This is a genomic window from Patescibacteria group bacterium (assembly GCA_041667185.1).
In the GTDB taxonomy this organism is placed as follows: Bacteria; Patescibacteriota; Patescibacteriia; order SG8-24; family SG8-24; genus JBAYFM01.
Genome location: JBAYFM010000012.1, coordinates 1 through 26,238 on the forward strand (window position 1 = coordinate 1; position 26,238 = coordinate 26,238).

23 protein-coding genes and 1 tRNA gene are annotated in these 26,238 nt (G+C 57.7%); 14 read left to right on the forward strand and 10 right to left on the reverse strand.

The annotated features are described in order from the left end of the window. The first annotated feature begins 529 nt into the window (after positions 1-529). The 3 genes from WCT10_04630 (at position 530) to WCT10_04640 (ending at position 3,132) form a co-directional block, all read left to right on the forward strand. Positions 530-1,444: a hypothetical protein gene (locus tag WCT10_04630; protein MFA6604087.1), complete on the forward strand. Its 915-nt coding sequence runs from the start codon at positions 530-532 to the stop codon at positions 1,442-1,444. Positions 1,445-1,666: 222 nt separating this feature from the next. Beyond that, complete coding sequence (locus WCT10_04635; protein MFA6604088.1) at positions 1,667-2,329, forward strand: ABC transporter ATP-binding protein; 663 nt, start codon at positions 1,667-1,669, stop codon at positions 2,327-2,329. A gap of 227 nt (positions 2,330-2,556) precedes the next feature. Continuing rightward, the gene (locus WCT10_04640; protein MFA6604089.1) at positions 2,557-3,132 is read left to right on the forward strand and encodes a DUF3841 domain-containing protein; all 576 of its coding nucleotides are present in this window, start codon (positions 2,557-2,559) and stop codon (positions 3,130-3,132) included. A 155-nt stretch (positions 3,133-3,287) separates the two neighbouring features. Here WCT10_04640 and WCT10_04645 read toward each other — a convergent pair whose 3' ends face one another. The 3 genes from WCT10_04645 to WCT10_04655 form a co-directional block, all read right to left on the reverse strand. Further along, positions 3,288-4,106, reverse strand: coding sequence for an SDR family oxidoreductase (locus tag WCT10_04645; GenBank protein MFA6604090.1), 819 nt, complete (start codon positions 4,104-4,106; stop codon positions 3,288-3,290). 671 nt (positions 4,107-4,777) lie between these two features. Further along, positions 4,778-5,962 (reverse strand): nucleotidyl transferase AbiEii/AbiGii toxin family protein, encoded by a 1,185-nt coding sequence (locus WCT10_04650; GenBank protein ID MFA6604091.1) that lies wholly within the window; start codon positions 5,960-5,962, stop codon positions 4,778-4,780. Beyond that, complete coding sequence (locus WCT10_04655; GenBank protein MFA6604092.1) at positions 5,937-6,770, reverse strand: type IV toxin-antitoxin system AbiEi family antitoxin; 834 nt, start codon at positions 6,768-6,770, stop codon at positions 5,937-5,939. Before WCT10_04655 ends, WCT10_04650 begins: the two co-directional genes overlap by 26 nt. 377 nt (positions 6,771-7,147) lie before the next feature. Here WCT10_04655 and WCT10_04660 point away from each other — a divergent pair, with 377 nt between their 5' ends. Together WCT10_04660 and WCT10_04665 are read left to right on the forward strand one after the other, a co-directional pair. Continuing rightward, positions 7,148-8,062 carry a zinc-ribbon domain-containing protein gene (locus WCT10_04660; GenBank protein ID MFA6604093.1) on the forward strand — a complete coding sequence of 305 codons (915 nt, stop codon included), beginning with the start codon at positions 7,148-7,150 and terminating at the stop codon, positions 8,060-8,062. A gap of 623 nt (positions 8,063-8,685) precedes the next feature. Further along, complete coding sequence (locus WCT10_04665; protein MFA6604094.1) at positions 8,686-8,853, forward strand: hypothetical protein; 168 nt, start codon at positions 8,686-8,688, stop codon at positions 8,851-8,853. A 1,527-nt stretch (positions 8,854-10,380) separates the two neighbouring features. Here WCT10_04665 and WCT10_04670 read toward each other — a convergent pair. Continuing rightward, positions 10,381-10,455: transfer RNA gene (locus tag WCT10_04670), tRNA-Glu, on the reverse strand. A gap of 187 nt (positions 10,456-10,642) precedes the next feature. Between WCT10_04670 and WCT10_04675 the strand changes: the two genes are divergently transcribed. After that, positions 10,643-11,086 (forward strand): hypothetical protein, encoded by a 444-nt coding sequence (locus tag WCT10_04675; protein ID MFA6604095.1) that lies wholly within the window; start codon positions 10,643-10,645, stop codon positions 11,084-11,086. Positions 11,087-11,197: 111 nt separating this feature from the next. Here the strand turns inward: WCT10_04675 and WCT10_04680 are convergent, their stop codons facing one another. Continuing rightward, a complete protein-coding gene (locus tag WCT10_04680) occupies positions 11,198-11,455 on the reverse strand; it encodes a hypothetical protein (GenBank protein MFA6604096.1) in 258 nt (85 codons plus the stop codon). Positions 11,456-11,577: 122 nt separating this feature from the next. Beyond that, a complete protein-coding gene (locus WCT10_04685; protein ID MFA6604097.1) occupies positions 11,578-11,910 on the reverse strand; it encodes an EamA family transporter in 333 nt (110 codons plus the stop codon). Positions 11,911-12,144: 234 nt separating this feature from the next. Between WCT10_04685 and WCT10_04690 the strand changes: the two genes are divergently transcribed. From WCT10_04690 to WCT10_04715, 6 genes are all read left to right on the forward strand, one after another. Next, a complete protein-coding gene (locus WCT10_04690; protein ID MFA6604098.1) occupies positions 12,145-12,819 on the forward strand; it encodes a histidine phosphatase family protein in 675 nt (224 codons plus the stop codon). Between the two features lie 120 nt (positions 12,820-12,939). Further along, entirely contained in the window at positions 12,940-14,025 is a 1,086-nt protein-coding gene (gene tsaD, locus WCT10_04695; protein ID MFA6604099.1) for a tRNA (adenosine(37)-N6)-threonylcarbamoyltransferase complex transferase subunit TsaD, read from the forward strand. Then, the gene (gene tsaE, locus WCT10_04700; protein ID MFA6604100.1) at positions 14,022-14,465 is read left to right on the forward strand and encodes a tRNA (adenosine(37)-N6)-threonylcarbamoyltransferase complex ATPase subunit type 1 TsaE; all 444 of its coding nucleotides are present in this window, start codon (positions 14,022-14,024) and stop codon (positions 14,463-14,465) included. The genes tsaD and tsaE overlap by 4 nt, the downstream gene beginning before the upstream one ends. A gap of 124 nt (positions 14,466-14,589) precedes the next feature. After that, a complete protein-coding gene (locus WCT10_04705) occupies positions 14,590-15,429 on the forward strand; it encodes a lytic murein transglycosylase (protein ID MFA6604101.1) in 840 nt (279 codons plus the stop codon). A gap of 187 nt (positions 15,430-15,616) precedes the next feature. Then, positions 15,617-17,188, forward strand: coding sequence for a hypothetical protein (locus WCT10_04710; GenBank protein MFA6604102.1), 1,572 nt, complete (start codon positions 15,617-15,619; stop codon positions 17,186-17,188). Between the two features lie 283 nt (positions 17,189-17,471). Next, entirely contained in the window at positions 17,472-17,948 is a 477-nt protein-coding gene (locus WCT10_04715; protein MFA6604103.1) for a hypothetical protein, read from the forward strand. 177 nt (positions 17,949-18,125) lie between these two features. Here WCT10_04715 and WCT10_04720 read toward each other — a convergent pair whose 3' ends face one another. The 4 genes from WCT10_04720 to WCT10_04735 all read right to left on the reverse strand — a co-directional run bounded on the left by WCT10_04720 (position 18,126) and on the right by WCT10_04735 (position 24,234). Further along, positions 18,126-19,841: a GspE/PulE family protein gene (locus WCT10_04720; GenBank protein ID MFA6604104.1), complete on the reverse strand. Its 1,716-nt coding sequence runs from the start codon at positions 19,839-19,841 to the stop codon at positions 18,126-18,128. A gap of 101 nt (positions 19,842-19,942) precedes the next feature. Continuing rightward, on the reverse strand, positions 19,943-20,947 hold the full coding sequence (locus tag WCT10_04725; GenBank protein ID MFA6604105.1) for a hypothetical protein: 1,005 nt from the start codon (positions 20,945-20,947) through the stop codon (positions 19,943-19,945). Then, positions 20,944-22,881 (reverse strand): ATP-dependent zinc metalloprotease FtsH, encoded by a 1,938-nt coding sequence (gene ftsH / locus WCT10_04730; GenBank protein ID MFA6604106.1) that lies wholly within the window; start codon positions 22,879-22,881, stop codon positions 20,944-20,946. Before ftsH ends, WCT10_04725 begins: the two co-directional genes overlap by 4 nt. A 156-nt stretch (positions 22,882-23,037) precedes the next feature. Then, positions 23,038-24,234, reverse strand: a complete 1,197-nt coding sequence (locus WCT10_04735; protein ID MFA6604107.1) for a S1 RNA-binding domain-containing protein — start codon at positions 24,232-24,234, stop codon at positions 23,038-23,040. A gap of 390 nt (positions 24,235-24,624) precedes the next feature. On the opposite strand from WCT10_04735, the gene WCT10_04740 reads away from it, so the two are divergent. Then, positions 24,625-25,353: a hypothetical protein gene (locus WCT10_04740; GenBank protein MFA6604108.1), complete on the forward strand. Its 729-nt coding sequence runs from the start codon at positions 24,625-24,627 to the stop codon at positions 25,351-25,353. A 230-nt stretch (positions 25,354-25,583) separates the two neighbouring features. Beyond that, complete coding sequence (locus WCT10_04745) at positions 25,584-26,237, forward strand: MBL fold metallo-hydrolase (protein MFA6604109.1); 654 nt, start codon at positions 25,584-25,586, stop codon at positions 26,235-26,237. Position 26,238 lies beyond the last annotated feature (1 nt).

Sequence of the window (26,238 nt, forward strand, 5' to 3'; positions counted from 1 at the left end):
AAGGACGGCGACGGCATTCTTGACGCAGACGATTCGGACGAGACGGATTCCTGTCTCGAATCGAATTCCGGCCTCGAGGACTGCTCGACGGGCGCCGGAGATGGCGTCCCGGACTGCCAGTAGCTGGCCTGATCTCTCCTTTCCCCACGCCTGGCTGACTTAGCCAGCGCATCTCTTTGACCGGAGCCGATTCATATCGGCTCCGGTTTTCTTTTTGCGGTGAGGGAGTGACGGAGTCATGGAGAGACGGAGTCAGGGAGTTTGAAAGTGCTGAAGTCAAAAAATATCGGTTGACTCCGTAACTCCGTCACGTTGTTCGCGAACGATATGACTCCGTATCTCCGCCACGTCGCTCGCGAGCGACGTGGCTCCGTCTCTTCTGCACTCCAGCACTCCAGAACTCCAGCACTCTCCACCCCCAACTTCCTCACTCCCAATATTGACAAACCCCCGCTTTTCCGCTTAGATAACCTGTTCTTTGCCAACCAGTCCCGCTCGTGCAGGCGAACGCTTTCAAAGGAGACAGGTCATGGAAAACACGACGTCAGTCGCGGCCCCTCAGGATAAATGGGCTGACCGGATCCGTCTTTTTTCCGGTTCGCCGGCGCAGGCGGCCGAGTGGAAAACGGAAGAGGCTTACGCCTTGCCGGATCCCTTGCACGTCCGCGATTTGCCCCAGACCGAGATCGAGATTGCCGCAATCGGCGAGGTCACAGCCGTACTCAACGATCTGATCAAGATCATGTGCGGTCTGGGACCGTTCATTTTTTCAGCGGATCGGGTCCATATCCTGGACGCCGCTGAGTTCCAGGCTAAGGTTGGCCGCGGCCGATTCAGCGGCCGGTCGCGTCTCGGACACGTGTATCTTGAACGCGACCAGTCGACGGCTAACTTCATGGGCCTCTTGGCCCACGAGATGTTCCACGCGGTTTCGTATCTCTGGCTCGACCTCTGGGAGGCTGGTGCTGTGTCCGCCGACGGAACGAAATGGCCGCGCGTGACCATACGCCGGTCGGGCATGACCCTCATTGATCCGAGCTACGGCACCTGGCTGCCGCACTTCCACGGTCTCAACGAGATGGTGACCGAGTTGACCGCCGTGATCGTGCGGCAGCTGCTCGCGCCGAAGTCGTTTCTCTTGGATGCCGCCGGCCGGAAACAGCTCGGGTCGCTCGTCTGTTCGCCGCCGCTCGTGGCGTTTGCGAACAGGCTGGTCGGTACGGTAGCTGGTCCGGGCAATGATCACGCGCCGGCGGCCAGGACTCTGATCAGCGACTGTCTGCTGGGCACGGACGTTTTCTTGGGTCTGCTCGAAGCGAAACTGCCCGGCGCGACCGATATCCTCCGCTGCACCGGAGCGCGTCCGGACGAGCTACGGACAGCGGCCGAGCGTCTCGGTTTCGCGGATCTGGCCGCGTTCAGCGATTGTTTCCGCCACAAGTAGTCTCTTGCCCCGCCCGGGTCTTCCCGGGCGGGTTTTTTTCGCCACTATCACGTCGTTCACGAACGACATGGCTCCGCATCTCCGTCTCTCCCGCACTTCAGCACTCCCGCACTTCAGCTTGAAATTCAGCGACAGTCATTGACCACAGACCGCGCCGGGGTTAAGGTGGGCGGGTTCAGGCCGTCGGGCTTGAAGTCAGGCCGTTCGTCCAGGAGGTTAGGCATGACCGAGAAACAACCGATCTACCACTTGTCCTTTCCCAATCAGTATCTGCTCACCGCGACGTTCCTGCGTTTTCAGGAACACCATGAGTCGCCGAAATTCCGCGGTCGGATCTTCGACTGGGAAGAGTACATGGATTGGTACGCGGGGCAGAAAGGGAATTTCAGCTATCTGCAGGATTGGAGCGGATTCAATATCCCGTCGACGGTCTTTGCGCCGTTCCTGGCCGGAGCATTCGATCCGTTGACCAGGAAAGAGGCGGCTCTGATCGAATCGGTCCGCGGCTTGCCGGAGCCGTTCTACGTCATCGCCACGATTCAGGGCAATTCCCGGGCCATGGCTCATGAGATCATCCACGGACTGTATTTCGTGCGGCCGGATTATCGCCAGGCGGTCGAGGCTTGCTTGGCTGGGCAGGACACGCTCCGGTTGCGCGGGTGTCTCGGCCAGCTGGGCTACCACGAAGCCGTCTTCAACGACGAGATCAACGCGTATGTCCTGACTGGTCTGGAAGCGTCCATGCGCGGTCCGGACGTGCGGCGTCTGAAGCGGGCGTTGCGCCGCGTCTTCGCCGACCACTTCGGTTTTGATCCCGGCACGAAAGCGGGCGCCAGTCGTTTGGCGGCCAGCATTCATCATTTTCGTTCCGCAATCGGTGCGTGAGCATATTCATCCGTCCCGCCTAGGTCTTCCTGGGCGGGATTTTTCGCTTCTATCACGTCGCTCGCGAGCGACGTGACTCCGTATCTCCCTAACTCCGTCTCTCCCGCACTCCCGAACTCCCGCACTTCAGCTTGAAATTCAGCGGAGACACTTGACGCGCCACCGCTGGTCCGGTAAGTTGGTTTGTTCGCTCTTTCGCAATCCTGGTGAAGAGATCGGAGGTCGTCATGGGACAGACAATGAGGTTGTGGACGATCCAGACCATCGAGGCTTGGGAACGCTGCCGATCGACTGGCGTGCTGGCCGCCGATGGCCGGCGGGTTCCTTTCTACTATCGCGATGCTTATCGCTGGTTGCGGCAACAGGCCAAGTCGCGTCTGGCTGATTATTCCGGTCGTCCGTTCGTTTGGGCGTGGTCGCATCCGAAACCGGATCTGCGTTGCGTCGCGCATCTGCCGAAGGGACAGCAGGGCGTTCGGATCGAGTTCATCGTTCCGGCTGATCGCATCCTGTGTTCGGATTTCGATGCCTGGCACTGTGTCCTGAATCAGGGTTATCTGGCCTTGAGCGAAGAGGAGGATGACGCCTGGGATCGTTCGTTGAAAGCCCACGGTCTAGAATGGCAGTGGCAGTTCCTGCCGCCGGTCGAACGGCGCGAAATGGAAAAGAGCTGGGAGCGCATCTTCGATCTCGAAGCGCTGAACGCTTCTTCCTGGACCGGTCCGGTCACGCATATTCAGGCTGTGCTGGAGCGAGTGTTCCTTCAGGAGGTCGTGCGGGTCGATCATTTCGTTGCGCGCTGAGTGCGCGAACGCGGCGGCAGTCTCATCTGCCGTCGTTTTTTATTCCCCTGAACAGCCAGCTGAAACCGGTGGTTCATGTGATCAATAAAATAGCCGCCAATCTTGCGATTGACGGCTGTATACAGCAGAGACGATTTTGCGTTACGCCCGTTGTCCTAGCGTACGAAAGGGATCTTGTTTGCGGTTCGCACTGTGAGCGCTTTGACCAGGCCGGGGAAGAAGCGATACGCGAGATGCAACCACCAAGCGAATCCTGGCAGGATGACGGGTACGTCCCGCTCGATGCCTGCGATGATCCGTCTGGCGACCGCCTCTGGCGCAGCGGAGCCGCCCGGTATGTCCCGGATCACCTTCTTTCGGTCGGTGATCGATCTCATCTCAGCGGTGGTCTGCAGCAGGTCGGTCGCTACCAGCGCCGGACACGCGACGTTCACTTTCACGCCGTACAGCGCCGCTTCGATCCGCAACGAGAGCGAGAGACCGACGACGCCGTATTTCGCCGCGCTGTACGCGGTAAAAAATGGCATCGGCACGAGGCCGCCGGCGGAAGCGATGTTCACGATCTGCCCGTGCCCGCGCTCGCACATCCTTTTGTACACCGACTGGAGGCAGAAGATCGTCCCGTATAGATTCGTCGCGATCATTTTCTGCCAATCGAGCAGCGAGTATTCGCGCGCGTCCGCGACGAGACACACCCCGGCGTTGTTGACCAGGATATCGATCTCGCCGTGCGTCCGCTGGAGTTGCGCCATTGTCGCCGCGACGGCGTCGCTGTCGCTGATGTCCAGCACGCAGGCCGAGCAGGCGGGGCCGATTTCGGAGGCTGTGCTGGCCAAGACGTCGGCTCGACGTCCGACGATGATGACTCGCGCGCCCTTGCTCGCGAATTCGCGGGCAAGAGCCCGGCCGATGCCGGTGCCGCCGCCGGTGATGAAGACGAGTTGTCCAAGGAACGACGTTTTTGATTTCGCCATGGAAGTCTCCCTTCGTGGGGCAAGATTTTCACGAATATGCGGGCCTGTCAAATCTTCTCCCCGCGCGACCGCGACAGATCAAAAACCGCCTGGAATTGATCCAGCCGGTTTTTGTTGGTAGCCCCACGGGGAATTCTGCTCACCCGGCGGCGCTGGAAAAATTCTCATGTGCGCCGCCTCCTTCTCAGCCCGGGTCCCTCGGACGTGCCATTCAAGGCACGCCCTCGGATACCCTTCAATTCCCCGTCGGGACCCGACACAACAAAAACACCCCTCTTGCGAGGGGTGCTTTTGTTGGTAGCCCCACGGGGAATTGGTCCTCGCTCCGACTCGGACTCCGGGGCGCTGCACACCGGCGCTGCGCCAGCTCGCGCCTCTCGCGCCCGTTCAATTCCCCATGCGGCCGCGACAGATCAAAAACCGCCTGGAATTGATCCAGCCGGTTTTTGATGGTAGCCCTCGTGGGAGGTTCTTGGAATCAAATCGTGGGGGAGCTAAAGGCTTGGACAGCATTTGCAGAGAGTGTCACAAGGCCTTCGAGTGCAGCCAGTTAAACAGTGCCTTGGAGGAATGGAAACAGGTTATGTAACTCCCTGGGGGGATTCTTGGGGCTTCAATGAATTTGAACCAATTTTCTAACCGCACGGTAAGCGCATTGAAGTCATACTGTGCTAAAATTCAACCTCGAATCGTGGAGTAAATGCGGTTTGCGTGGGCTTCAAGTTTTGTATTTTCGGAACAATATAGGCTCTGATGTGTGTCGCCCCCTTCTCCCAACCGTAGAGTAAGAGGTTGCCGGTTGTGGCTTGACGCAATGAATAAGGCTCAACAATACGATGCTTGTATCCACTGTTAGAACTTTCGTAATCAAATTCTACAAGAAGCCGGTTTACACCCGAGAAGCGGATAGTCTCAAGCGGAACTCCCACGTTCCAATATTGCAATCCCGCAGGATGCACCAAGACATCTTTGGTCGCGGGGGCGGCAGGGAGCGAGGCTTCTGGTAATGCTGTGGCAGGATTATCTAGCCAAACAAGAAGAGGGCCAATTTGTCTCACGAATTCCTCGACGTTTGGCAAAATTGGCAACTGATGAGCCAGCATCGCCGCCCAATCGGTTCTAATTTCTTCTGAATTAATCACTTTGTCGGTGAGTTGAGTTGCGGTGGGCGGCTCAAAGCTTTTTGAGCGGCATTTCGTCCCGAAGAAATTTTTAACAATGGACAGGTCAAACTGCTCGACCTGATTGCGAAGGAGAAATGTAACATCGTAGAGGTCACGCGGTCGGGAACGCTCAAAGAGGGCACGGGTTTTTTCCGCGAGCAATTCAGGATACGAATAGGTTTTGACTTTCGTGCCGTCAGGAAGACTGTCGGTGTATGGGTGAAACACGCTTCGCTCGACGGGTGTATCAACCACGGCCTCATGCTTGGTTATATCGAATTTGATGCGGAAGGGCGTCGGCGTTCCGAGCGGCCCACGATAGTACAGTCTTCCCTCGAACGTCTCTTGACCCCGCTGATTCTGCCTGGGGTCTAACCGAATATCATCGATTGGAATATCGATGCCACACAATTCAACAGCCCTTCGCCCGATTTCTTGGAGACCGGCGAGGACCGCTTCTTGTGTGTATGCCGCATCTGGCAGAAAAGAAAAATCTAAATCCTCGGAGAATCGATACGTTTCGATGTAGCATTTTTTAATGCACGTGCCGCCCTTAAAAACCCAATTAGCTCGCGCTTCAGAGTTTTGAGAAATTGCAGCAAGAAGCCATCCGAGGACGTAGTCCTTCTCGACGGTTTCGGGCCTCAGGCCCCATTCCGCTGCGCGATTAACTATGTCTTGTTTGCGAATCATTGTTCTTGTCGAAATCGCCAATATTAACCCAGAGCCTCCATCTACGAGTGAGAGTACCTTTCTCTTTTGAGCGTGGCTCTAACCGCGCATAACCCGCGCTCAGGTTTTTTTCGGCCTCCGCAATATTTCTTTTTCGCTCCGGCCAAAGAGTTTCGACGAGAAAGCCAAACCGTTTCCATGCCGCACCGTTAGCAGAACCGCGCATCGCCTCCATCAGTTTGCTCCAATCATCATCTGAACTCGCCGCGTATTCTTTCACTATTTCAATCAAGTGTCGAATCCCACCACATACTTCTGGATTTCGTAAACCGTCAGCGATGGTGCGCTCGGGACTTGAGATTGGTATACGCTCCGTTCCGCGCCACACAAACGAAATTCCTTCAAGGCGTTTCTTCGGAACCTTAAATAATCGAAATGAATAGCCGTGAAGGTTTACTTCGGACGCTCTGACACTTGCCGCCGTGAATACTAATATCGTTCGGAAAATCTGTTCGGTTAGATGCCAATGCTCCGCCGCGCTCCATCCTCCGATATAGCACGGTGAAAATGCGGCAACTGCAAGAACCCACCCGTCTTCCGGCATTGTTGGTTTCCAAGGCTCAGCCTCAAGTGATGGAATCAGGTATAAGCCACGCCTAATCCTTACAATCCAACCACCTCCAACTAAAGTCGCGAGACGTTCGGATATTTTTTTAGTAGGGAGATTAAGTGCTTTTGCAGCCTCATTAATGGAGAAGATTCCGGCCTTTGTTTTTTTTGCGAGCAGCGCTAAATCCTCTCTTAAATTGTGTCCTGTTGCACCTCGCATAATTAAGCCTAATTATTATATTCCGTATGTGTTAATATGGACATTTAACAGTATAATTACATACGGAATATACCATAATAAATAGCGATTGTCCACTTTATGCTATGGGTTGAAGATGGTTTGTTTTTGCCCCCCCCCAAGTCTCTCAATAGGTTTTCCGACCGCTTAAAGCACGCGAAGTCAAGGCTGTAACAAAGGTTTCGATACCGCTTGCAGAACTATCACACAGCGTGTTTTTAGCGCTATTAGTCACCAGAATTCTTGTTCTTTTTAACCATTTTTGTTAGTTTAAATTCACAATTGAATGCCTAAACCCGTCGTAGGACGGGCACGGCGTCGAAACCAACCACGGTAAAGGGCTCCTCGTTCAGAGCACCGTGGTTGGTCATGCTGGGAAACCGGCATGGGTGGCGCAGGCCATCGCTGGCGAGGGGCTTTTTGCGTCCTGCTATAAATTCAACCCGCTTATGTTTTGTATCAAATGTGGCAAGCAACAGTCCGATGACGCCAGGTTTTGTTCCAGTTGTGGCATTGAGAGCCCCAAGGCGGTTACGTCATTTACGACGGAATCAATGACACAGCCCAAAAAGCAATCCTCCGCATGGTTGAACACCGGTATTATCATGGTGATTATTGGATTCCTACTCGCAATAAACAATTTTTACGCACCAACCACCGCAGAAGCCGTAGGTTACGATATTGGAAACTCAATCGTTTTCTTCCTTGGTTTAAGCATTATTTATTTCGAGCTTAGAAAAAAGAAAAATGACGTGAAGTTAGAATCAGAAAACACACACCATTCGGGGACGTTTACTGGTGCTAAGGATGAAGCCACAAAAGAAATAAATGACGCCGAACTCGATGCTTCGAGTGAAATTATTATTTCGCACGTTCAGACTAACAGGCCTGCCGGAATAGAAATTGCAAATAACTATAATATTTTCTTACCCATTTGGGGCGGTTGGGGTTATTCAAAAGAGGATGCCGTCGTGATAGACAGCAGACATCCGATAGTAAATCCCGACAAGCCGTTTGACGGGGTGGGGATTGAGTATGCGTTCGTGAAGAATAGAATCAATAAAGAACTGGATACTGCCCAACCGGAGGGTCAAAAATTCACAGGCATTAAATATAAACTTCTGGAGCAGACATTTCGCAACGACGGGGATAAGAAATTCGATATATTGAAATTTGAGGTCGAGGCGCTGCCGGTCACAGCGAAAGCTGAGCCGCTGGTGTGGGAAGAGGAGTTTTGGTTCGATATAACGAGTTTCATGCTAAAGACGCGGTAGTTGTCGGCATCCTATAGAGAACGGTACGGCCAAAACATCGAAGTTTTGTTCTTATGTAATTATCCACATCGCCACCTTGACAAAAAATATATTTATGTTTGGTAAGATAAATGTTATAATACTCATGTAGCGTTCTCTGTTAAACATAATCGCGCTGTCCGTCGCGGCCTCACGATACACGAGGCTTTGTGAATTTTACGGACAAGGTTTCAATCCTGCGGACTGACTAAAGCGTCCCGCGAAACGACCAATGGTCGTTTTGCGTTATGCAAATCAAGCCCAGATTAAAAGCGGCTTCCATTGGTGGAGGCCGCTTTTTAACTACCTTAGTCAGCAGGGAGAAACTATGCGTTCGATAGAAAGGCGTTTCAAAAACAATCAAGCTAAGCGTCGCGGTTGGAGTTCAGTCGTATGCTTTGCAACTGCAATCAGTGGCCAAGGTTTTAGCGCGGATAGGCTTAGCCGCCACTTTAACGACTTGGTAGATGCGAACGATTACGACAAGTCGGACAAACGAGCTATTTTGGGGTTTCTGGCGGACCTGAATAGTGCGCGAGGCGTACTGAATTTGCCACCAAAACGACCGTAGAACGAACGGAAACACAAAAAAGGTATTACTTACTATGTTAAGCATCGAGCAGTGCAGAAAGGCCGATATTGGGTTGGCCGACCTCTCCGACGATGAGGTGGCTGCGCTCCGTGATGCCGTTGTTGCCTTCGTGCAACTTGCTTTCGAGGTGAGCGTGTCGGTTACCGGCGGTTCCAAAATCGCCCCTGGGTTAATGAAATAATCGCCCGATTAGAGTTACAATGTATCCATATGGAACAAGAGCTGTTGAAAAATTGTATTATTTACTGCCGCGTTTCCTCTAAGGAGCAGGTGGAGGGGACGAGTCTAGAATCACAAGAGCGCAACTGCCGCAGATATGCAGACGCTCACGGCCTCAAGGTTTTGGAGGTTTTCGTTGACCGTGGAGAATCGGCGAGGACGGTGGACAGGCCGGAGTTCTTGAAAGCAATCAGTTATTGCGCGAGACGAAAGCCACCTGTTGATTTTTTCTTGGTCTATAAATTAGACCGCTTTGCTCGAAACACGAACGACCACCTTACGGTGCGGGCAACCTTGAAAAAATCAGGCACGGAACTTAGGTCGTCCACCGAGGTAGTTAGCGACGACCCTGCCGGCAAATTGATGGAGACAATGATTGCCAGCTTCGCGGAGTTCGACAACAATGTTCGTGCAGAAAGGACGCGGCTCGGGATGCGCGAACGAGCGCGGGCTGGTTATTGGGTTTGGGCTCCCCCGATTGGCTACCACAAGCCAATGGAGGGAAAGAAGACTAACATCGTTCCTGACCCCGCCAGAGCGCCGTTGATTAGACGCGCCTTCGAGGAATATGCCAAGGGCATTTACACTTACAAAGCACTGGCTGAATTGCTGGAAGATGCGGGGTTGAGGATGCCGAGCGGGCACGCTGTGTCATTTCAGACGGTCGAAAAAATACTTCACAACCCCATCTACTACGGAATCATACGCACGTCCGGTGAAGAATACGCTGGTTGTTTTGAGGCTATCGTTACGCGAGAGTTGTTTCTGACCTGTCAGAAAAAGACCATCGGCGGCGTGACCTCCGCCCCTGCACCTAGGTCTGTCAGCAACCCCGAGTTTCCTTTGCGGAAGTTCGTGGTCTGCGGCGAATGTGGGGCGTCGCTAACCGGCAGTGCACCGAAAGGAAGGCGCGGAAAGCATTACCCCTACTATCACCACCAATCAGACAGATGCCAGAAAGTCAGATTCATCCCAAAGGAGGCTTTCGAGCAACAGTTTCTCGAATTCTTGGATTCCGTATCTCCCAGCGTCCGTTATCAGGAGCTTTTCAAGGCAGTGGTACGGGACGTTTGGCAGTCAAACTACAGGGCATTGGATGACCAAAATGCCAAGGTGCGGAGAAGTCTGGAAAAATTGGAGCAAGAAAGACAACAGATTTTTGAGCTTCATCGCAAGGGCACATATTCTGACGAAGACTTCTTAAGCCAGAAAAAACTAGTTAATCAGCAAATTGAGCGGCTGGAGGGATTGCTTGATACGCGCAAGGGCGAAAGGTTCGACATGGATGCGGCACTGACACACTGTTTCAATTTCGTTGGCAACGCCACAGGAACTTGGTTGAATCTGAAGGACAACCACCCAGCAAGAATTCGGTTCCAACAGTTGCTGTTCAGGGAAAAACTTACTTTCGACGGCAATAAATTTGGAACCCCAGTTTTATCGCTTGTCCTAGAACAAAAGAAGACTTCTCTTGTCGAGAAGTCCTCTTTGGTAGCCCCACGGGGAATTGAACCCCGATTACCACATTGAAAGCGTGGTGTCCTAACCATTAGACGATGAGGCCGGGTTGGTTTTTGGCTAATAGCTATTGGTCATTAGCCAAATGTGCGTGAGAAGAAGATTAGTAAAAATATGGCCGTTCGTCAAGGCGGAAACGGTCCATGGAAAAGCGGGGGAGCATCATGTTCGGTTTGACACGGGTAAGAAGTTGTGTTGAGATCAGTCCGCTCATTCAAACCCAGGAGGATGCGATGGGAAAAGACGGATGTCGTGGTTGCGGCAACTGCCATTGCGACGAACTGAAAGCGGCGCTGTTCGATCTCGCGGTCGTGCTCCAGGAAGCCTGGTCACGCGAGACCGCGGCGCCGTCGTGTCAGGACGCTTGGGGACCCGGGAACATGTGTCTCGGCCAATGCGCCGTGACCGCGCTCGTGGTCCAGGATCGCTTCGGCGGCGAGCTCCTGCGGGTCGTCCCATCCAGCGGCGGGTCGCATTACTATAACCGCCTGCCGAACGGCATGACCGTCGACTTCACGTCCGGCCAGTTCCCGCCGGAGACCGGGTTCTCGGCGCCCGAGGTCCGCAGCCGCGAGTACGTCCTGGATTCGCCGGGCGCCGCCGCGGCCAGGACGCGAGAGCGCTACGAGCTGCTCAAGGCCGCGATCGAGAATGTCGAAGATTCGTTCGAAGAGTGACCCTTCCGGAAAAACTGGCCGCACACCATGGTGTGCGGTTTTTTTGTCCGTCGCTTTGCCGCCAATAAAAAAGCCGCCCCGTAGGAGGCGGCGGAGACGATGGGCGAACGATCACTTGATCTCGACGATCTTGACGCCGAGCAGCCAGACCATGACCTTGGCCAGGGCGCGCATACGCTCGAGCTTGCCGTGGCGGTAGTGCAGAAGGAACGTGCCGTCATGTTCGCGATGCAGCCACCAATCGTTGAACGAACCGATCTCCCAACGATCGCCGTATGAACGCCAGGCCAGATCGCGGCCATAGATGATATGGCACAGCCGGTCGGCCAGTTCTTGCGGGGTCCAGCGCGCGGCCTTGAATCGGATCATTTCGGACCTCCGGGCGGGTAAGGCGCTGCCAAGGGCGGCGTGACCTTAACGAAAAAACCGCCCCTTGTCCACCCCGCCGTTCGCGAACGGAGTGGTCCAGGCGGCGGCCGGTCGGCGGCGGTTCATTTCACATGGACGAGGAAGATCGCCAAAAGCGCCGCGACGATGCCGAGCCCGTTCCAGACGTTGAATGATTCTTTGAGGACCAGGATGCCGGCGGCCGTCGAAAAGATCACGGCCATCATGCCGATCGTCACCGCCATGCGCGAGAGGTCGAGTTTGGAGATGGCGTAGAGCTGGACCAGGAAGCCGATCATCGCCAACACGAGCGTGGCGATGAAGGCCGGGCGGGCGAGAGTCGCCAAGTTGAAACCTTGGGCCGAGAAGATCATTTTCTTCCAGAGATCCGAGGCGGAGTATAAAAGTTGGGCCGCGACGAGAGCAAGGTAGGACATAGCGAAGACGGGTCAGACTAGGATTGCATATGTGGCAATCTTAGCATGAGAGTGCGGGAGTTGGGGAGTGCAGGCGTCGAAGTTGCGGAGTCCGGGAGTTACGAAGTCACGGAGCCGGATATTTTGACTCCGCAACTCCGTAACTCCCTGACTCTGTCTCTTCCGTCATTGACTTCTCCCGTCTCCCGGCTAAGATAGCGCTGTTCTTTCTCATCAATAAAAAGGAGGCCGCCGATGGCTTGGCCAAAACTGCTGGTGCTGGTGCGCCACGCCGAATCTAAGAGCAATGTTCTTTCCGCCAATGAGCGCGCGTCTTTCGAAACGGCCCCGCACACCTATCCGCTCACAGAGCGCGGGCGGCAACAGGCCGCGGTGACTGCCGCGTATCTGCAGCGGCGTTTCGGCCGCTTCGACACCCGGTACACTTCGTACTACGGCCGCGCCAAAGAGACCATGGAGATCCTCTGTCCGGGCGAAAAGTATTGCGAGGATCCGCGGCTGGCCGAAGCTCAGCGCGGCATTTGGCACGCCATGACCCGCGACGAGATCCGCGAGCGTTTTCCGGAGGAGATCCGGCGCCGCGACCGCGAGGGGTTTTACCACCATCGTCCGATCGGAGGCGAGAACTGGCCGGACGTCGAATTGCGCATCCGCAGCTTTCTCGACACGCTGACCCGCGATCATGCCGGCGCCCGGGTGCTGCTCGTCGTCCACAGCCACTGGCTCGTGCTGTGCCAGCGGCTCATCCACGGCTACTCCATCGAAGAGTGCGTGCGCCGTTATCGCGAACAGCTGGTGGAGAACGCCTCTGTCACGGCTTACGCAGGCCATGATCCTTGGTTGTTCGGCCGTCCGAGCCTGGAACTCACGCTCGACGCCGTCGTCCCTTGGAAAGATCTGCTACCCTGAATCTTTAGCCCCGTTAAACGGGGCTTTTATTAATCTTCGAAATTTTCGAGACCGTTACGGCCGCTAGGCGGCGGCGGGTGGACACGACCACAGACATGTTATAATCTTGGCGCACTGAATATGAGGATCCTGGGCATCGAATCATCCTGCGACGAATCAGCGGCCGCTTATTTGGAGGTGGACGAGCGCGGCATCCGCCGTTTCGAACACCTGGTCGCGAGCCAGGCGATCCACGCCAAATACGGCGGGGTCGTGCCGGAAGTGGCGGCTCGCGAGCACGCCGCGACTTTGCCGTTGCTGCTCGCCGCCCTCGCGGAGAAGGTCGTCGGCCGGGAAGACGGCCGTGCTTTGGGTCGCGTGGTCGATGTCGTCGCGGCGACGCGCGGGCCGGGTCTCGTGACCTCGCTCAAGGTCGGTCTGGATACTGCGCGAGCGCTCGCGTCCGGCTGGGGCAAGAAGATCGTCGGCGTGAATCACATCGAAGGACACATCTATTCCAACTGGCTGCCGGGCGCGGACCTGGAGCATGAATTCGGAGCGAGTCCGAAGAACATCCTCCCAGCGCTCGTCCTGGTCGTCTCCGGCGGGCACACCGAACTCCTGCTCATGCGTGGCCACGGCCGCTACGAGCTGCTTGGCGCGACGCGCGACGACGCGGCTGGCGAAGCCTTCGACAAGACCGCGAAGCTCATGGGTCTCGGTTATCCCGGCGGCCCGGCGCTCGCGCGGCTGGCGGAAAAAGGCGACGCGCGGTTCCAGGATTTTCCGCGCCCGATGATCCGCGATCCGCATTATGATTTTTCGTTCGCCGGCCTGAAGACGGCGGTGCGTTATTTCCTGCAGGCCCGGCCCGAGATGGCCGCGGACGAAAAATTCCTGGCTGATGTCGCGGCTTCGACCCAGCAGGCCATCGTCGACGTGCTGGCTGCGAAAGCCCTGCGCGCGGCGCGGGCTTCCAAGGTGAAGACCGTGATGCTCGCGGGCGGGGTCGCGGCCAACGCCAGTCTGCGCGCGGCGCTGCGCCAGGTCCTCGCGGCGGAATTGCCGGCTGTGCGTTTCGTCGAGCCGCCGATAAGATATTGCACCGATAACGCCGCCATGATCGCCGCGGCCGGATATTTTTCCGCCCGCCGCCGCCGGTTCGGCGATCCGCGGAAGCTGGATGTCGATCCGGGCTGGGAGCTCGGTCGGACGGAAAAAATATGAAGACCGTGATCCTGAAAAATCTGGCGGAGCTGAACAGGTTCGCGGCTGAATTCGCCGCCGGACTCCGCGGCGGTGAGATCGTGGGACTCATCGGCGATCTCGGCTCCGGCAAGACCGCGTTCGTCAAAGCGCTCGCCGCGGCGCTGGGTTCCAAAAAATCCGTCCGCAGCCCGACCTTCATCCTGATGCAGCTCATCGCTGTCGGCGCGGCGACCAAAAAACAGACCAGCATCAGCCAGATCTGCCACGTCGACGCGTATCGGCTCAAAGACGATGCGGAATTGCGCGGTATCGGTTTTTATGACTTTGCCGGCCGGCCGGACACTGTGACTTTCGTCGAGTGGGCCGACCTCGTTCCTGGCATCAGGCAGACCGCCGGCTATCGGGAGCTGCGCTTCTCTTTCAGTGGCGCCAGCGAGCGTCTGGTCCTGCTACCCTGAGCAAAATTTGGCTATTTTAAGCCTAATATCGCCCCAACCATCTTGACAGATGGTTGTTTTTGTGCTAATCTTCCACGTTCCTTAGAAATTCAAATCAAACCCTTTTTCAGGAGGAGGAGACGCCATGAAAGACCTCGCTTGGCCAGTGATCAGCTTCGTGTTGTTCGTCTGGTTCATCGCCGCGTGCTTTGATCAGTGTTCGCGCAAGGATGGTTTTGTCGGGCAGGAGTCTTGGCGCGGGAAACAGCGGAATGCGCGTCGCGTCAACAGCGTTCAGCCATTGGCAGTGATCGTTTCGTCCGGAACGCCGGCGCGTCGAGTCGCCCGTCCGACCAACGACGATCCTTTTCGCCTGATCCAGGCCATCGGACGCGAGTTCGATGTCCCGGCCGGCGCGCTCTATGGCATCTGGAAGGTCGAGAGCGGCGGGATCGCAGGCGGCTGGGGGCAGGGACAAGGCTGGCTCTCCGCCGCGGAGCTCTCCGAACCCGGCAGCGAGTGCTACCGGAACTACGCAGCCAGCCGCTGCAAGGACTGGTGGACTGCGCTGCAGGTCATCTGCGGCCAGACTCGGAATAGCGTCAGGATCTGCGACCCCCATCAGGTCCGCACCTCCTACGCTTTCGCCATGGGTCCCATGCAGCACCTGCCGAACGGGTTCGCAGCGCGCCAAGCCGACGGTTCCTACCGCCTCGGCGCTCACGCGGTCGACTATGACCGCGACGGCGTGGTCGATCCGCACGACCTCGGCGACGCGCTGGCTTCGACGGCGAAGCTGCTCCGGAAGTCGTTCGAGATCGAGGGCAGCTGGCAGCGGGCCATCAACCGCTACTACGGCTCTCAGACCGCGGGTTACTATGACGGCCGGGGCAATCGTCCCGGAGTCTACGCCTACTGGAAGCAGTGGTGCGGAATGCGCGGCGGCTGTCGCGAAAACAGCGACGCGAGGTACGCGAGCAGATGATCTTTCTCGGATAGCTTAGAGGTCGGACTTCATGTCCGGCCTCTTTTCGTTCCTGGCCGCGCGTCGGCGGCGAGCTTTATCTTACGCCGCCTCCGTGCTAAGTTGGCCGCATCGGCCGCAGTAGCCGACAGTTCCGCTTTTTTTGGCGGGACGCACGGCTGGCGTTCGCCGGCAAGTGAGGTTGATCGTGAAGTACCTTAAAATTAGCAATCGCGGATCATTCAACCGCAAGTATCTGGAGCTCATCGGGCTCTCGACCAAGCGGGACCGCCTCGACGATCCGACCGTGATCGGCTTCAAGGGTTCCGGAACCAAGCTAGCGGCCGTGGCCGCCCTGCGGCTGGGACTCCGGGTCGCCATCGCCTCGTCGGATTATCTCGGCCGCTACCTGTTGTCGTACGAGATCGAAGAGGTCGACATCGACGGACTCAAGGTCAAGCAGGTCTTCTTCAACTACGACCCTTACGGCCTGAAGGACGGACGCGAGACGTCCGAACGTTTCCCGTCGCAGCTGACCATCGACGCTTTCGCTGACTGGGATCAGCCGATCGGCGACGACCGCAGCGCCGTCTTCAAGGTGCTGCGTGAATTCGTCTGCAACGCGGCCGACGCCGGCGAGTTTTCTTTCGCTCTCGTCGACGGCCCGGCCTGCGTCGAAGCCGGGGAGACGGCGGTCTATCTGCTGTACACGCCCGAGATCCAGCGCCTCTTCGCCGAGGTCGAACGCTACTTCAAGTTCCTGCATCAGCCCGGCAAACGAGCCGCCGGTCCGGTCTGCGAAGTGCCCGGGATCGGCCGGATCTATCTTCGCTCCGATCCGCGCCAGACCAGACTGTACGTTCTCGGCGTCCTCGTCGATTGTTTCGGCTCCGCCTGGCGCGAGGCTCTGTATGACTATTCCCTGGATCTCAAAACGCTGATTTCCGAGGAACGGGTGGTCAAGAGCTTCCACAAGTATCAGGCCGAGGTCGGCCGATTGCTGTCCGGCGTCGCCGACGTCGACGTGGCCGCGTCCATCCTGGCAGCCGTCAAGAAGAATCGCGCGCCCTTCGAGGAATTGGCGCTCGGCACGATCCGCTCCCTGTCAGTCGCAGGGAAGCAGGTCTGGCTCAAAGCCGCGCAGCGCGTCTTCGGCGCGAAGATCGCCGTCGGTTCCGGCAACAAAGTGATCGATCTCGATTGCGCCCAGATCTACGGCTACGAGGTCGTTTCTTGCGAAATCGCCAGTCTAGGGACATTCCTGCGTCTTGCCGGCGTCCCGAGAGCCGCGACCATCGTGCCGCCCACGATCGAGCCGAAGGAGTACGAGCTGGTCGATTTCATCGATCTCGATGAGGCCAGCCGCCAGCGCTTCGAGCTGGTCTGGAGCCTGTTCGTGCGGCATTTTCCGGAGCGGGTCAAATGGCCGGTGGCTTTTTTCCACCCGCTTTCGGATGGGCTCAAGGCCTGCGCCGGGTTCGCCGGCAGCGGTCATCGCATCTATCAGGAGATCTGGCTGCGCACGCAGACCCGGACTTCGCTGGGGACGGCCTTTGAACTGTTGCGCACGCTGGTGCACGAATCCCGGCACTGCCTGTCGCGAGCTGACGATTACGATCGGAGTTTCGTCGGTCTGGCGGATGAGGAAGTGACCCGATTGATCTTTCAGGAAGCCGGCATTTATGAGCCGGACCCGGGCGATCAGCTGCCGCGTCTCGGCGATGACCTGTCGTCGCGGATTCGGCCGCGCTTCATCAGCCGTCCGAAACGCAAAGCATAGCGATCTTTGACCGCAGCTCTGTTCCACAATATTTAAACCGCCGGGCTTACCCCGGCGGTTTTTTCGCCACTTTGAGGTGAAGAGACGGAGTCAGGGAGTGACGGAGAGACGTCGTTCGCGAACTACATGGCCTCGTCTCTGCCTGACTCCGTCTCTCCAGCACTCCTGCACTCCAGCACTCTCCACCCACCCATCGTTTTGACCATTATTTCAGCCTTTGTTAAGGTGCTCCCCGCAGCCGCTGGCTGTCGTGTTCCTTCATCAACACCATCGGAGGTAGAGAATGAGCCTGAAAACTGTCATCGCATCCGTCTTCGCATTGTCCCTTTTGGCGGGGTGCGCGCCCCAAGCTCGCTTCGTCGTTCCGGACGGCTGGAAGGTCGCCGGGTCCAGTGATGATGCCAAGACGGAACTCAACAAGCAGATGCTTGTGGGCGAGACGGAAGACGACGTGATCTATTACGTCGTCGGGCCGGCCAAGAAGTATCCGCTCGAAGTGGAGGTAGCCCAGCTCCTATCGATCCTTAGCAAATTCAACGCCGATATCATCGAGCGACGGATCGCGCCGGACAAGAGCTCCGCGAAAATTGTCTATACCTTCACGCTGGGGGATGGTAGTCAGATCAACGGCCGGTGCTTTCTGCGGGAGTCCACCAGGGGCTATATGACCGTCGGTGTCATGGGTAACTGGCCAGCCGAGAAGGACGCGGCCATTGTTTCTGCCTTTGAGATCATCGCCGCCTCGGCCGACTACAAGTAGCAGATTCACCACCAGTTTTGATTCTCTTCAGCTCGCCGCGCTCTCCCATGGGCGCGGTTTTTTTCGCCACTATCAGAAAACCTCGGCGTCAGCCGAGGTTGGATAAAAGACGCGAATCCCCCGCACTGTACAGTGCGGGGGAAGGGGGATGGGTTGTTTATAGTTTCCAGCCGAACGCTACTCCGCCACGCTGAACACTTCTTCGACCGTGGTGATGCCGTCGAGCGCTTTGAGCAGCCCGTCCTGCACCATGCTGATCATGCCTTCCTTCATCGCGATATCCTGCATCTGATATTCCGAGACTGCGCCGCTCAGGATGACTTTTTCGATTTCCTTGGACATGGCGAAGATCTCGTAGATGCCCATACGTCCCTTGAGGCCGAGATTGTGACAGTTGGCGCAGCCGGCACCTTTGTAGAATTGAAGTTTATTGAGATCGAGTTTGTAGCCGCTCACGGGGTTGATCTCGGAGAGGATCTTGACGACCCGCTCCAGGAGTTCGGGCGCGAGCTGGGTCTTGGTCTTACAGTCCTTGCAGATGCGGCGGACGAGGCGCTGGCCGATGACCGCGTTCAGGGCCGGTGCCAGCAGGAACGGTTTGACGCCCATGGAGAGGAAGCGGGGGATGGTGCCCGCAGCGCTGTTCGTGTGGATGGTCGAGACCATGAGATGACCGGTGAGCGCGGCCTGAATGGCCACCTCGGCCGTTTCGAGATCGCGGATCTCGCCGACCATGACCACGTCCGGATCCTGGCGCAGGATCGAGTGCAGGCCCTTGGCGAAAGTATAGTCCTTGCTCTTGTCGATCTGCGACTGGCTGATGCCGGCGAGCTTGTATTCGACCGGGTCCTCGAGCGTGATGATCTTGGTCTCTTCGTCGTTCAGTTTGTTCAGGATGGCGTAGAGCGTCGTCGTCTTGCCGGAGCCGGTCGGACCGGTCGTGATGATCATGCCGTTCGGGCGTTCGACCTGTTCTTTCAGCTGTTCGTAGGCGCGGCCGCGGATGCCGAGTTCCTCGAACTTGAGTCCGAGGGACGAGGACTTCAGGAGGCGCATGACGATGGATTCGCCGTAGGCCGTCGGCAAGGTCGAGATGCGGACCTCGATCTTTTCGCCGTTGCCCATGAAAATGGTGAAGCGTCCGTCCTGCGGGACGCTCGTGATGTTCAGTTTCAGGCCGGAGAACAGTTTGAAACGGTTGACGATGCGCGGCCAGAGTTCTTTCTTCACCGACGCCACGTGGCTCAGCACGCCGTCGATGCGGAAGCGCACTTTGACGTCTTTCTCTTCGGCTTCGATGTGGATGTCGGACGATTCGCCCTTGAGCGCGCCCGCGACGATGAGCGCCACGAAATCGGTGATAGAAGTCTTCTGGCAGAGTTCGTTCAGGTCCGCGAGCGATCTCATCTGTTCGTCGAAGCGCTTGAGTTCGGCTTCGGTGATCTGCACGCCTTTCACGATCTCTTTCACTTCCGGCAGGGCGTCATAGAGTTTCTCCGCCTTGCCGAAGCTGTACTCCGAGATCATGTAGAGTTTGGTGTTGGCGTGCGTCCGCTCTTTGACCTGGTAGACGATCTCTTCGAGCGCCGCGGCTTTCGGATCGACTGCCCCGAGGCGGACCTCCGTGCCGGTGTTCAGGAAAGCGATGACCTTTTCTTTTTTGGCCTGCTCGCGCGGGATGAGCTGCAGCGCTTCGGGCGAGATCGGAAAACCGGCCAGCTCGATGTGATCGAAACCGGCCGCAGCCGCGCGGGTCTTGGTCTCAAGCTCTTTCTGCTTGATCTGCATCTCCCGCATCTTCTCGTCGAATTTTTCCTGAGTGGTCTTCTGGCCCGCTCCGAGTCCGGTCGGGCGTTTTTTACCCATCAGTTCTTCAAGCGAATTGCTTGCCATATACGGGAATTATATCATTTTTACGGCCAGATGCGCGAGCGGCTGCCAAAAACCGCCCCGGCGGGCGGCTTTTAGATGATGATGTCCGGTTCGTGGCAGCCTTATTTTCGGCGCTGTAATTTTTCAAACAACCGGATGACGATCGACCGGTGTTTGCCGCCACCGAGCTCTTTCCAGGCCAGGGTCCAGGCCGCGATCTGAAAAGTGGTCGCGAAGGAAACAGCGATCATGATGCCGAAGAGCAGGAAAGCGACGGTGAAGGCCGACATCAGGGTGACGAACAGATCCAAGCCGGCCACGGAGGCCAGGAAGAACAGGAAGAAGAGCGGCGTGGCGAGGAGTGCGCCGATGATGACGAAGATGGCGCTCACGCCCAGGTTGATGACCATGAGCATGAAAGCGATTTCCAGGCTCGCAAGCCAGTGTCGGCGGAAGGCTTTCCAGCCGGCTTCGAGGGCCTCGCGGAATTTCAGGTCCTGGATCACGGCCGCGTTCGAGGCATAGACCGCGACCACGGAGACAGTGGCGGCGAAGATCGTGAAGATGATGAACGAGGTCCAGTAGAAGAAGCCCGAGAAAACATGGTTATCAGCGATCAGGACGAACAGGTTGATGCCGGTGAGCACCGCCATGGCGCCGATGATGGTTTTGGCCAGCAGGTTGATGCCGGCGAGTCGCCAGAAACTGGCGACGCCGAAACCGGTACCTTGGCTGAAATCAGCGTCGCCGCCTTCGTTGATCCGCTCCACGCTGCCGATCACGGCGCCGAGCGAGGTTGCGGCCAGCCAGATCATGATCGCGGCCGCGAGGGCCATGGCCAAGAGCATCAGGGCGAGGGTGAGCGCCGGGTTGGGAGAGAAGGTCATCACGGCCTTGAACGTGCCGCCGCCCGGCAGCAGGAAGTAGGGCCACTGGAGCCAGCTCTGCGACGGCATGACGTTCGTCAGGTGATCATAGATGTTCGACAACATCTCGAACACGCCGCCGAAGCCGACGGTGGTGGCGAAGAAGCCGAAGAGCCAGAGATGTTTGTGCTCCCAGGCGATCTTCCAGGCTTGGGGTATGATGCGGCGGTAGAACGCGTTCAGGTCGGTTTTCTTGGTCATAGTTGCTGGTCGGTTCCGGACTGGTGATTAGGACGGAACTCTGTCGCTCCGCCGTCGATCTTGTTGTCAGGGTGCCGATGCTCAAGATCTGATTCGGTTTTCGGCCCGACCAGTTTTTCGAAGTCGTCTTTTTCGATCGTCTCTTTTTCGAGCAGCACGCCGACGATCTTGTCCAGGAGCGGCCGGTTGTTGACCAGGACCTCGCGCGCTTTGGCGATCGCCTCGTCGATGAGCCGGTCGATCTCCGCGTCGATCTTCTGGGCCGTGTGTTCGGAGTAGTCGCGCTCGTAGTGGATCTCCTTGCCGAGGAAGACCATCTCTTCGCTGCGGCCGAACGTGCGGGGTCCCAGCGCCGCGGACATGCCGTAGATCGTGATCATGCGCCGGGCCAGTTCCTTGGCCTGTCGGAGGTCGCTCGAAGCGCCGGTCGTCAGATTCTCCGCTCCGAAGATGCCGATCTCGGTCAGGTAGCCGCCGTACATCACCGCCAAGTCGTCGATGAATTCGGCTTTGCGATGCATGTGCTTGTCCTCGGAAGGCAGCTTCAGCGTGTAACCGGCGGCGGTGCCGCGCGAGATGATCGAGACCTTGTGCACCGGATCGGCGTTCGGCAGGAGGTGCGATACGAGAGCGTGGCCGGCCTCGTGATAGGCGGTCACTTTGCGTTCGTAGGCGGACAGGATGTGGCTCTTGCGCTCGGGTCCGAGCAGTACTTTCTCGATGCTCTCGGCGAGTTCGTCCATGGTGATCTTCTTCTTGTTGCGGCGCGCCGCGAGGATGGCGCCCTCGTTCACGAGATTGGCGAGGTCGGCGCCGGAGAAGCCTGGAGTGCGCTCGGCGATGCGGCGCAGGTTGACGTCCTCCGCGAACGGCTTGTTCTTGGCGTGGAGTTCGAGGATCGCCAGCCGGTCGTTGATGTCCGGACCGTCGAGGACGATGCGTCGGTCGAAGCGGCCGGGACGCAGCAGCGCCGGGTCGAGCACGTCGGGGCGGTTCGTGGCCGCGAGGACGATGACGCCCTGGTTCGGGTCGAAGCCGTCCATCTCGACGAGGATCTGGTTCAGGGTCTGTTCGCGCTCGTCGTGGCTGCCGCCGAGGCCGGAGCCGCGCTGGCGGCCGACCGCGTCGATCTCATCAATGAAGATGATGCAGGGAGCGTTCTTCTTGGCGCGCGAGAACAGGTCGCGGACGCGCGAGGCGCCGACGCCGACGAACATCTCCACGAACTCCGAGCCGGAAATATGGAAGAAGGGGACATTGGCTTCGCCGGCGACCGCGCGGGCGAGGAGTGTCTTGCCGGTGCCCGGACTGCCCATGAGGAGCACGCCCTTCGGGATCTTCGCGCCGAGGCCGATGAATTTCTTGGGGCTGCGCAGGAACTCGACGACCTCGAGGAGTTCCTCTTTGGCTTCGCGCGCGCCGGCCACGTCCTTGAAGGTCACGCGATCCTTGGCGTTCTTGGGGTATTCGCGCGCGCCGCTCGCGCCGAAGGACATCGCGCGGGTGTTAGCGCCCTGGACCTGCCGCATCATGATCCAGAAGAAGAAAGCGACGAGGATGAGCGGCAGCAGGAATGGCAGGATGACGCCGAGCCAGTAAGAGAAACCGGATTCCGGTTTCACGGAGATCGCGACTTTCTGGATCTTGTCGGCCGGCACCTGGAGATCGGCCAGGAGCTCGGTGAACGACTGGCCGGGTTCCTTGTCCGCGACCGTCTTGTCGCCGTTCTTCAGTTCGACATAGATCTTATCGCCGCGGACCTCGATGGTCTTGGCTTGTTCGCTCGTGATGCTGTCGACGACCGCGCTGATCTGGACTTCCTGGCTTTTCTTCGACGTCGGCAGGTTGTAAGCGCTTAGCAGGGCGGCGAACACCAGAAAAACGACGATGGAGACGACCAGGTTCTTGGTTATGGTGCGAGTGGAATTTTTCATATCGGTTCAAGTATAGCGAATCGCCGGCCTGAGGCGCAAATCAGCGGCGTTTCCGGTTTTCGGCCGAGTCGTTTTAAGCTCCCGCGCCGGCGCCAAACGGAAACCCCGGCCGGGTGGTCGGGGTCAACCGTTCGATTGTCTATTGTCGGGGCAAGATTATTCAGCGGCTTTCTCGCCCTCGGCTTCGGCGTCCGCGGGCGTTTCTTCGCCGGCGTCCTCCTTGCCGAGTTTCTTCTCTTTCTTCTCGATCGGCTGGTCCTCAAGCGCCTTGAGGGAGAGGCCGAGGCGATGCTGTTCCGGTTCGACGGAGACGATCATGAACTTCAGCGTCTCGCCTGGCTTGGCGATCTCGGAGAGGTCGCGGACCGGCTTGCGGGTCAGTTCGGAAACGTGGGCGAGACCGTGGATGTCCGGATCGAGTTCCACGAAGAAGCCGAACGGATTCGCTTTCAGGATCTTGCCCTCGACCACCTGGCCGATGCGGTACTTGTCCGCGACGGTCTTCCAGGGATCCTCGAGCAGTTTCTTCATGGAGAGGAAGATCTTGGAGCCTTCGATGCCGATGATCTCGGCCTTGATGGTGTCGCCGACCTTCAGGAGGTCGCGCGGATGATCGATGCGCTGCCAGGCGATCTCGGAGATGTGGACCAGGCCCTCGAGGATGTCGAACTTGACGAAGGCGCCGAAGTCCGCGAGCGCGCTGACCTCGCCCGTGATGGTGTCGCCGATCTTGTATTTGGAGATGACGTTGCGCTGCTTCTCTTCCCAGACGGCTTTTTCGGAGACGATCAGTTTCTCTTCAGCCTCGTTGATGTCGATGACCTTGACCTCGAGCTCGCGGCCGACGAAGGTCTTGAGCTTGTCGAAGATCTTGGACTTGTCGCCGCCCGCGACGCGCGGATAGTTATCCGGCGAGAGCTGCGACACCGGCAGGAAAGCCGGCAGGTGGTTGATGCGGACGAGGAGGCCGCCTTTGCTGGCCTCGGTCACTTTGACGGCGATGATCTCGCCGGAGCGGAAGAGTTCCTGCATCTGGTCCCAGGCCTTGCGGTGTCCGGCGAAACGGAAAGAGAGCTCAACCTCGCCGTTCTCGTTCTCGAGTTCGACGACGGTCGCCTCGGCCTCATCGCCGGCCTTGACCTCGGAATAATCCTGGGACGGGTCGGTCAGTTCGCGGCCGCGCACGACGCCCGTGCGGTAGCCCTCGATCTCGACGCGGACCTCGTTCTTGGTAACGGAAATGATCTTGCCTTTGACGACATCGCCGGCTTTCGGGATGTTCAGGAAGGTCTTGTCAGCCAGCAGGGTGGCGAGCTCGCCAACCGGCTTCTTGTCAGCGGAATCAGCTGTCATATTTATTATCGATGAATTAGATCGTTGTTAGCCCTCCGTATTTAAATGGACGGAAAGCCCCGCCGTGGCGGGTATATATATAGAATAGGGAGATTATAATGATGAGCCGCGGTTTTGACAAGGGGGTGGGGGGGGGTAGGGGGGGCTTATTTGAGAGTGTGGGAGTGCGGGAGAGACGGAGTCATGGAGTTGCGGAGAGACGGAGTCGGGGCTTTTACCTGACTCCGTCTCCTCGTATCTCCGTCACATTGCTCCCTGACTTCGTCTCTCCCCCAACTCCGCCACGTCGTTCGCGAACGACGTGGCTCCGTCTCTCCCTGACTCCTCAACTCCCTAACCCCCTCACTTTTCAGCCCCAAGTCTGCTACAATAAATGTATCAGAGCATCTTATGGCCACTAAAGCTCCGCGCCATCCTCATACCTACACGCTGGATCTTTTCGATTTGGCCCTTGATCGGTTGCCGCCGACTTTTGCGGGGGAGGCCAAAGACAAGTACCGCGAGCGTCTGGCGTATTTTCGCGCTCATCCGGAAGTCGGCTACGACGAGATCATGAAGACCATCGCCGCGCTCGGCAAGGAATCGTGGCCTCATCGCAAGGCCTATGAGGATCTTTACGCGGTCTATGGCCGTCCGTCGGAAGAGTCGCACCTGCTCGACAATCTCGATCAGGCCGTGCGCCAAAAATTTGAAACTTTCATTCACGAAGGCGGCAAGATCAATCACATCGAGTCGGCGAAGTCCGCCGACGATCTGCACCAAGCGTCGCCTTTCGAGCGCTACTTCGCGCCTGAGGAAAAATTCGCCATCCAGCAAGCCCTGCTTCTCGCCCGCGAGGCGGCCCGCAAGGAGATCAACGAGCTCGTGGTCGGCAAGAAAAAATACGATTACGACCGGCTGGTGGAACAGTATCGCGGCTTGCGGCAGCGGCTTGAGGGCCAGGTCGTCGAGCTGAAAAATTTGGCTGAAGTCAGCGAAAAATGGCGGCCGGATATCATGGACAAAGTGCGTCTGCTCGAGGAGGGCTGGTCGGTCGTCGAATCCGGCATCAGCGAGCAGGTTGTCGCGAGCGAACTGGATTACTGGAAGGGCGTGTTGCAGACGTTTTTGCATGCGTGAGGGAGTTGGGGAGTGCGGGAGAGATGGAGTCAGGGAGGGCGGGGTTTACCCCGCTTTTTGATAGCTTCAAGAAACATCTTTTTATTGACTCCCGCATTTCTGCACTCCGTCTCTCCCTGACTCCGTCTCTCCCGCACTCCGTCTCTGTTAATCACTAGCCAATAGCCGTGCGTCATGGTAATCTTTTGGCTGCTAAGAAGGCGCTGTTACGGTGCCGCTCAGGTAGTTTTATGGTCATAACTTGGTACGGCCTGTCTTGTTTCAAGATCCAGGAACAGGCCCGCGATCACGAGGTCTCGATACTCACCGACCCCTACGTTCCGGAGGATGGCAAGAAGCTGCCGCGCGAGATCGCGGCCGATGTCGTCACTTCGAGCCACGACCACCCGCGTCATAATAATTTCGCGGCGGTCGCCGGCAAACCGTTCCTCATCGACGGTCCGGGGGAATACGAGGTCAAGGAAGCTTTCGTCACCGGCGTGGGCACTTTTCATGATCTGGTCGAAGGCAAGGAGAAGGGCCGGAATACGATGTACTACATCACCGTCGGCGGACTGCACCTGCTGCATCTCGGAGATCTGAAACACAAACTCACCGAGAAGCATCTCGAAGAATTCCACAACATCGACATCTTGTTCGTCCCAGTCGGCGGCGGCGACGTCCTCGCGGCCAAAGAAGCGGCCGATGTCGTCGGCCAGATCGAACCGCGGATCATCATCCCGATGCATTACCGCTCCGGCAAACTGGGCGACAAACTCGATGCCGTCGAGCCGTTCCTGAAAGCGATGGGCGCGGCCAAGAGCGAGCCGGTCTCCAAATTCAAACTCACGGACAAGGAATTGCCCCAGGAAGAGATGCGGGTCGTCCTGCTCGAGATGCAATGAG

What these genes read in the sequence shown, in the direction of transcription:
- WCT10_04630 (MFA6604087.1), top strand. Translation starts at nt 530, where the DNA reads ATGGAAAACACGACGTCAGTCGCGGCCCCTCAGGATAAATGGGCTGAC.
- WCT10_04635 (MFA6604088.1), top strand. Translation starts at nt 1,667, where the DNA reads ATGACCGAGAAACAACCGATCTACCACTTGTCCTTTCCCAATCAGTAT.
- WCT10_04640 (MFA6604089.1), top strand. Translation starts at nt 2,557, where the DNA reads ATGGGACAGACAATGAGGTTGTGGACGATCCAGACCATCGAGGCTTGG.
- WCT10_04645 (MFA6604090.1), bottom strand. Translation starts at nt 4,106, where the DNA reads ATGGCGAAATCAAAAACGTCGTTCCTTGGACAACTCGTCTTCATCACC.
- WCT10_04650 (MFA6604091.1), bottom strand. Translation starts at nt 5,962, where the DNA reads ATGATTCGCAAACAAGACATAGTTAATCGCGCAGCGGAATGGGGCCTG.
- WCT10_04655 (MFA6604092.1), bottom strand. Translation starts at nt 6,770, where the DNA reads ATGCGAGGTGCAACAGGACACAATTTAAGAGAGGATTTAGCGCTGCTC.
- WCT10_04665 (MFA6604094.1), top strand. Translation starts at nt 8,686, where the DNA reads ATGTTAAGCATCGAGCAGTGCAGAAAGGCCGATATTGGGTTGGCCGAC.
- WCT10_04675 (MFA6604095.1), top strand. Translation starts at nt 10,643, where the DNA reads ATGGGAAAAGACGGATGTCGTGGTTGCGGCAACTGCCATTGCGACGAA.
- WCT10_04680 (MFA6604096.1), bottom strand. Translation starts at nt 11,455, where the DNA reads ATGATCCGATTCAAGGCCGCGCGCTGGACCCCGCAAGAACTGGCCGAC.
- WCT10_04685 (MFA6604097.1), bottom strand. Translation starts at nt 11,910, where the DNA reads ATGTCCTACCTTGCTCTCGTCGCGGCCCAACTTTTATACTCCGCCTCG.
- WCT10_04690 (MFA6604098.1), top strand. Translation starts at nt 12,145, where the DNA reads ATGGCTTGGCCAAAACTGCTGGTGCTGGTGCGCCACGCCGAATCTAAG.
- tsaD (MFA6604099.1), top strand. Translation starts at nt 12,940, where the DNA reads ATGAGGATCCTGGGCATCGAATCATCCTGCGACGAATCAGCGGCCGCT.
- tsaE (MFA6604100.1), top strand. Translation starts at nt 14,022, where the DNA reads ATGAAGACCGTGATCCTGAAAAATCTGGCGGAGCTGAACAGGTTCGCG.
- WCT10_04705 (MFA6604101.1), top strand. Translation starts at nt 14,590, where the DNA reads ATGAAAGACCTCGCTTGGCCAGTGATCAGCTTCGTGTTGTTCGTCTGG.
- WCT10_04715 (MFA6604103.1), top strand. Translation starts at nt 17,472, where the DNA reads ATGAGCCTGAAAACTGTCATCGCATCCGTCTTCGCATTGTCCCTTTTG.
- WCT10_04720 (MFA6604104.1), bottom strand. Translation starts at nt 19,841, where the DNA reads ATGGCAAGCAATTCGCTTGAAGAACTGATGGGTAAAAAACGCCCGACC.
- WCT10_04725 (MFA6604105.1), bottom strand. Translation starts at nt 20,947, where the DNA reads ATGACCAAGAAAACCGACCTGAACGCGTTCTACCGCCGCATCATACCC.
- ftsH (MFA6604106.1), bottom strand. Translation starts at nt 22,881, where the DNA reads ATGAAAAATTCCACTCGCACCATAACCAAGAACCTGGTCGTCTCCATC.
- WCT10_04735 (MFA6604107.1), bottom strand. Translation starts at nt 24,234, where the DNA reads ATGACAGCTGATTCCGCTGACAAGAAGCCGGTTGGCGAGCTCGCCACC.
- WCT10_04740 (MFA6604108.1), top strand. Translation starts at nt 24,625, where the DNA reads ATGGCCACTAAAGCTCCGCGCCATCCTCATACCTACACGCTGGATCTT.
- WCT10_04745 (MFA6604109.1), top strand. Translation starts at nt 25,584, where the DNA reads ATGGTCATAACTTGGTACGGCCTGTCTTGTTTCAAGATCCAGGAACAG.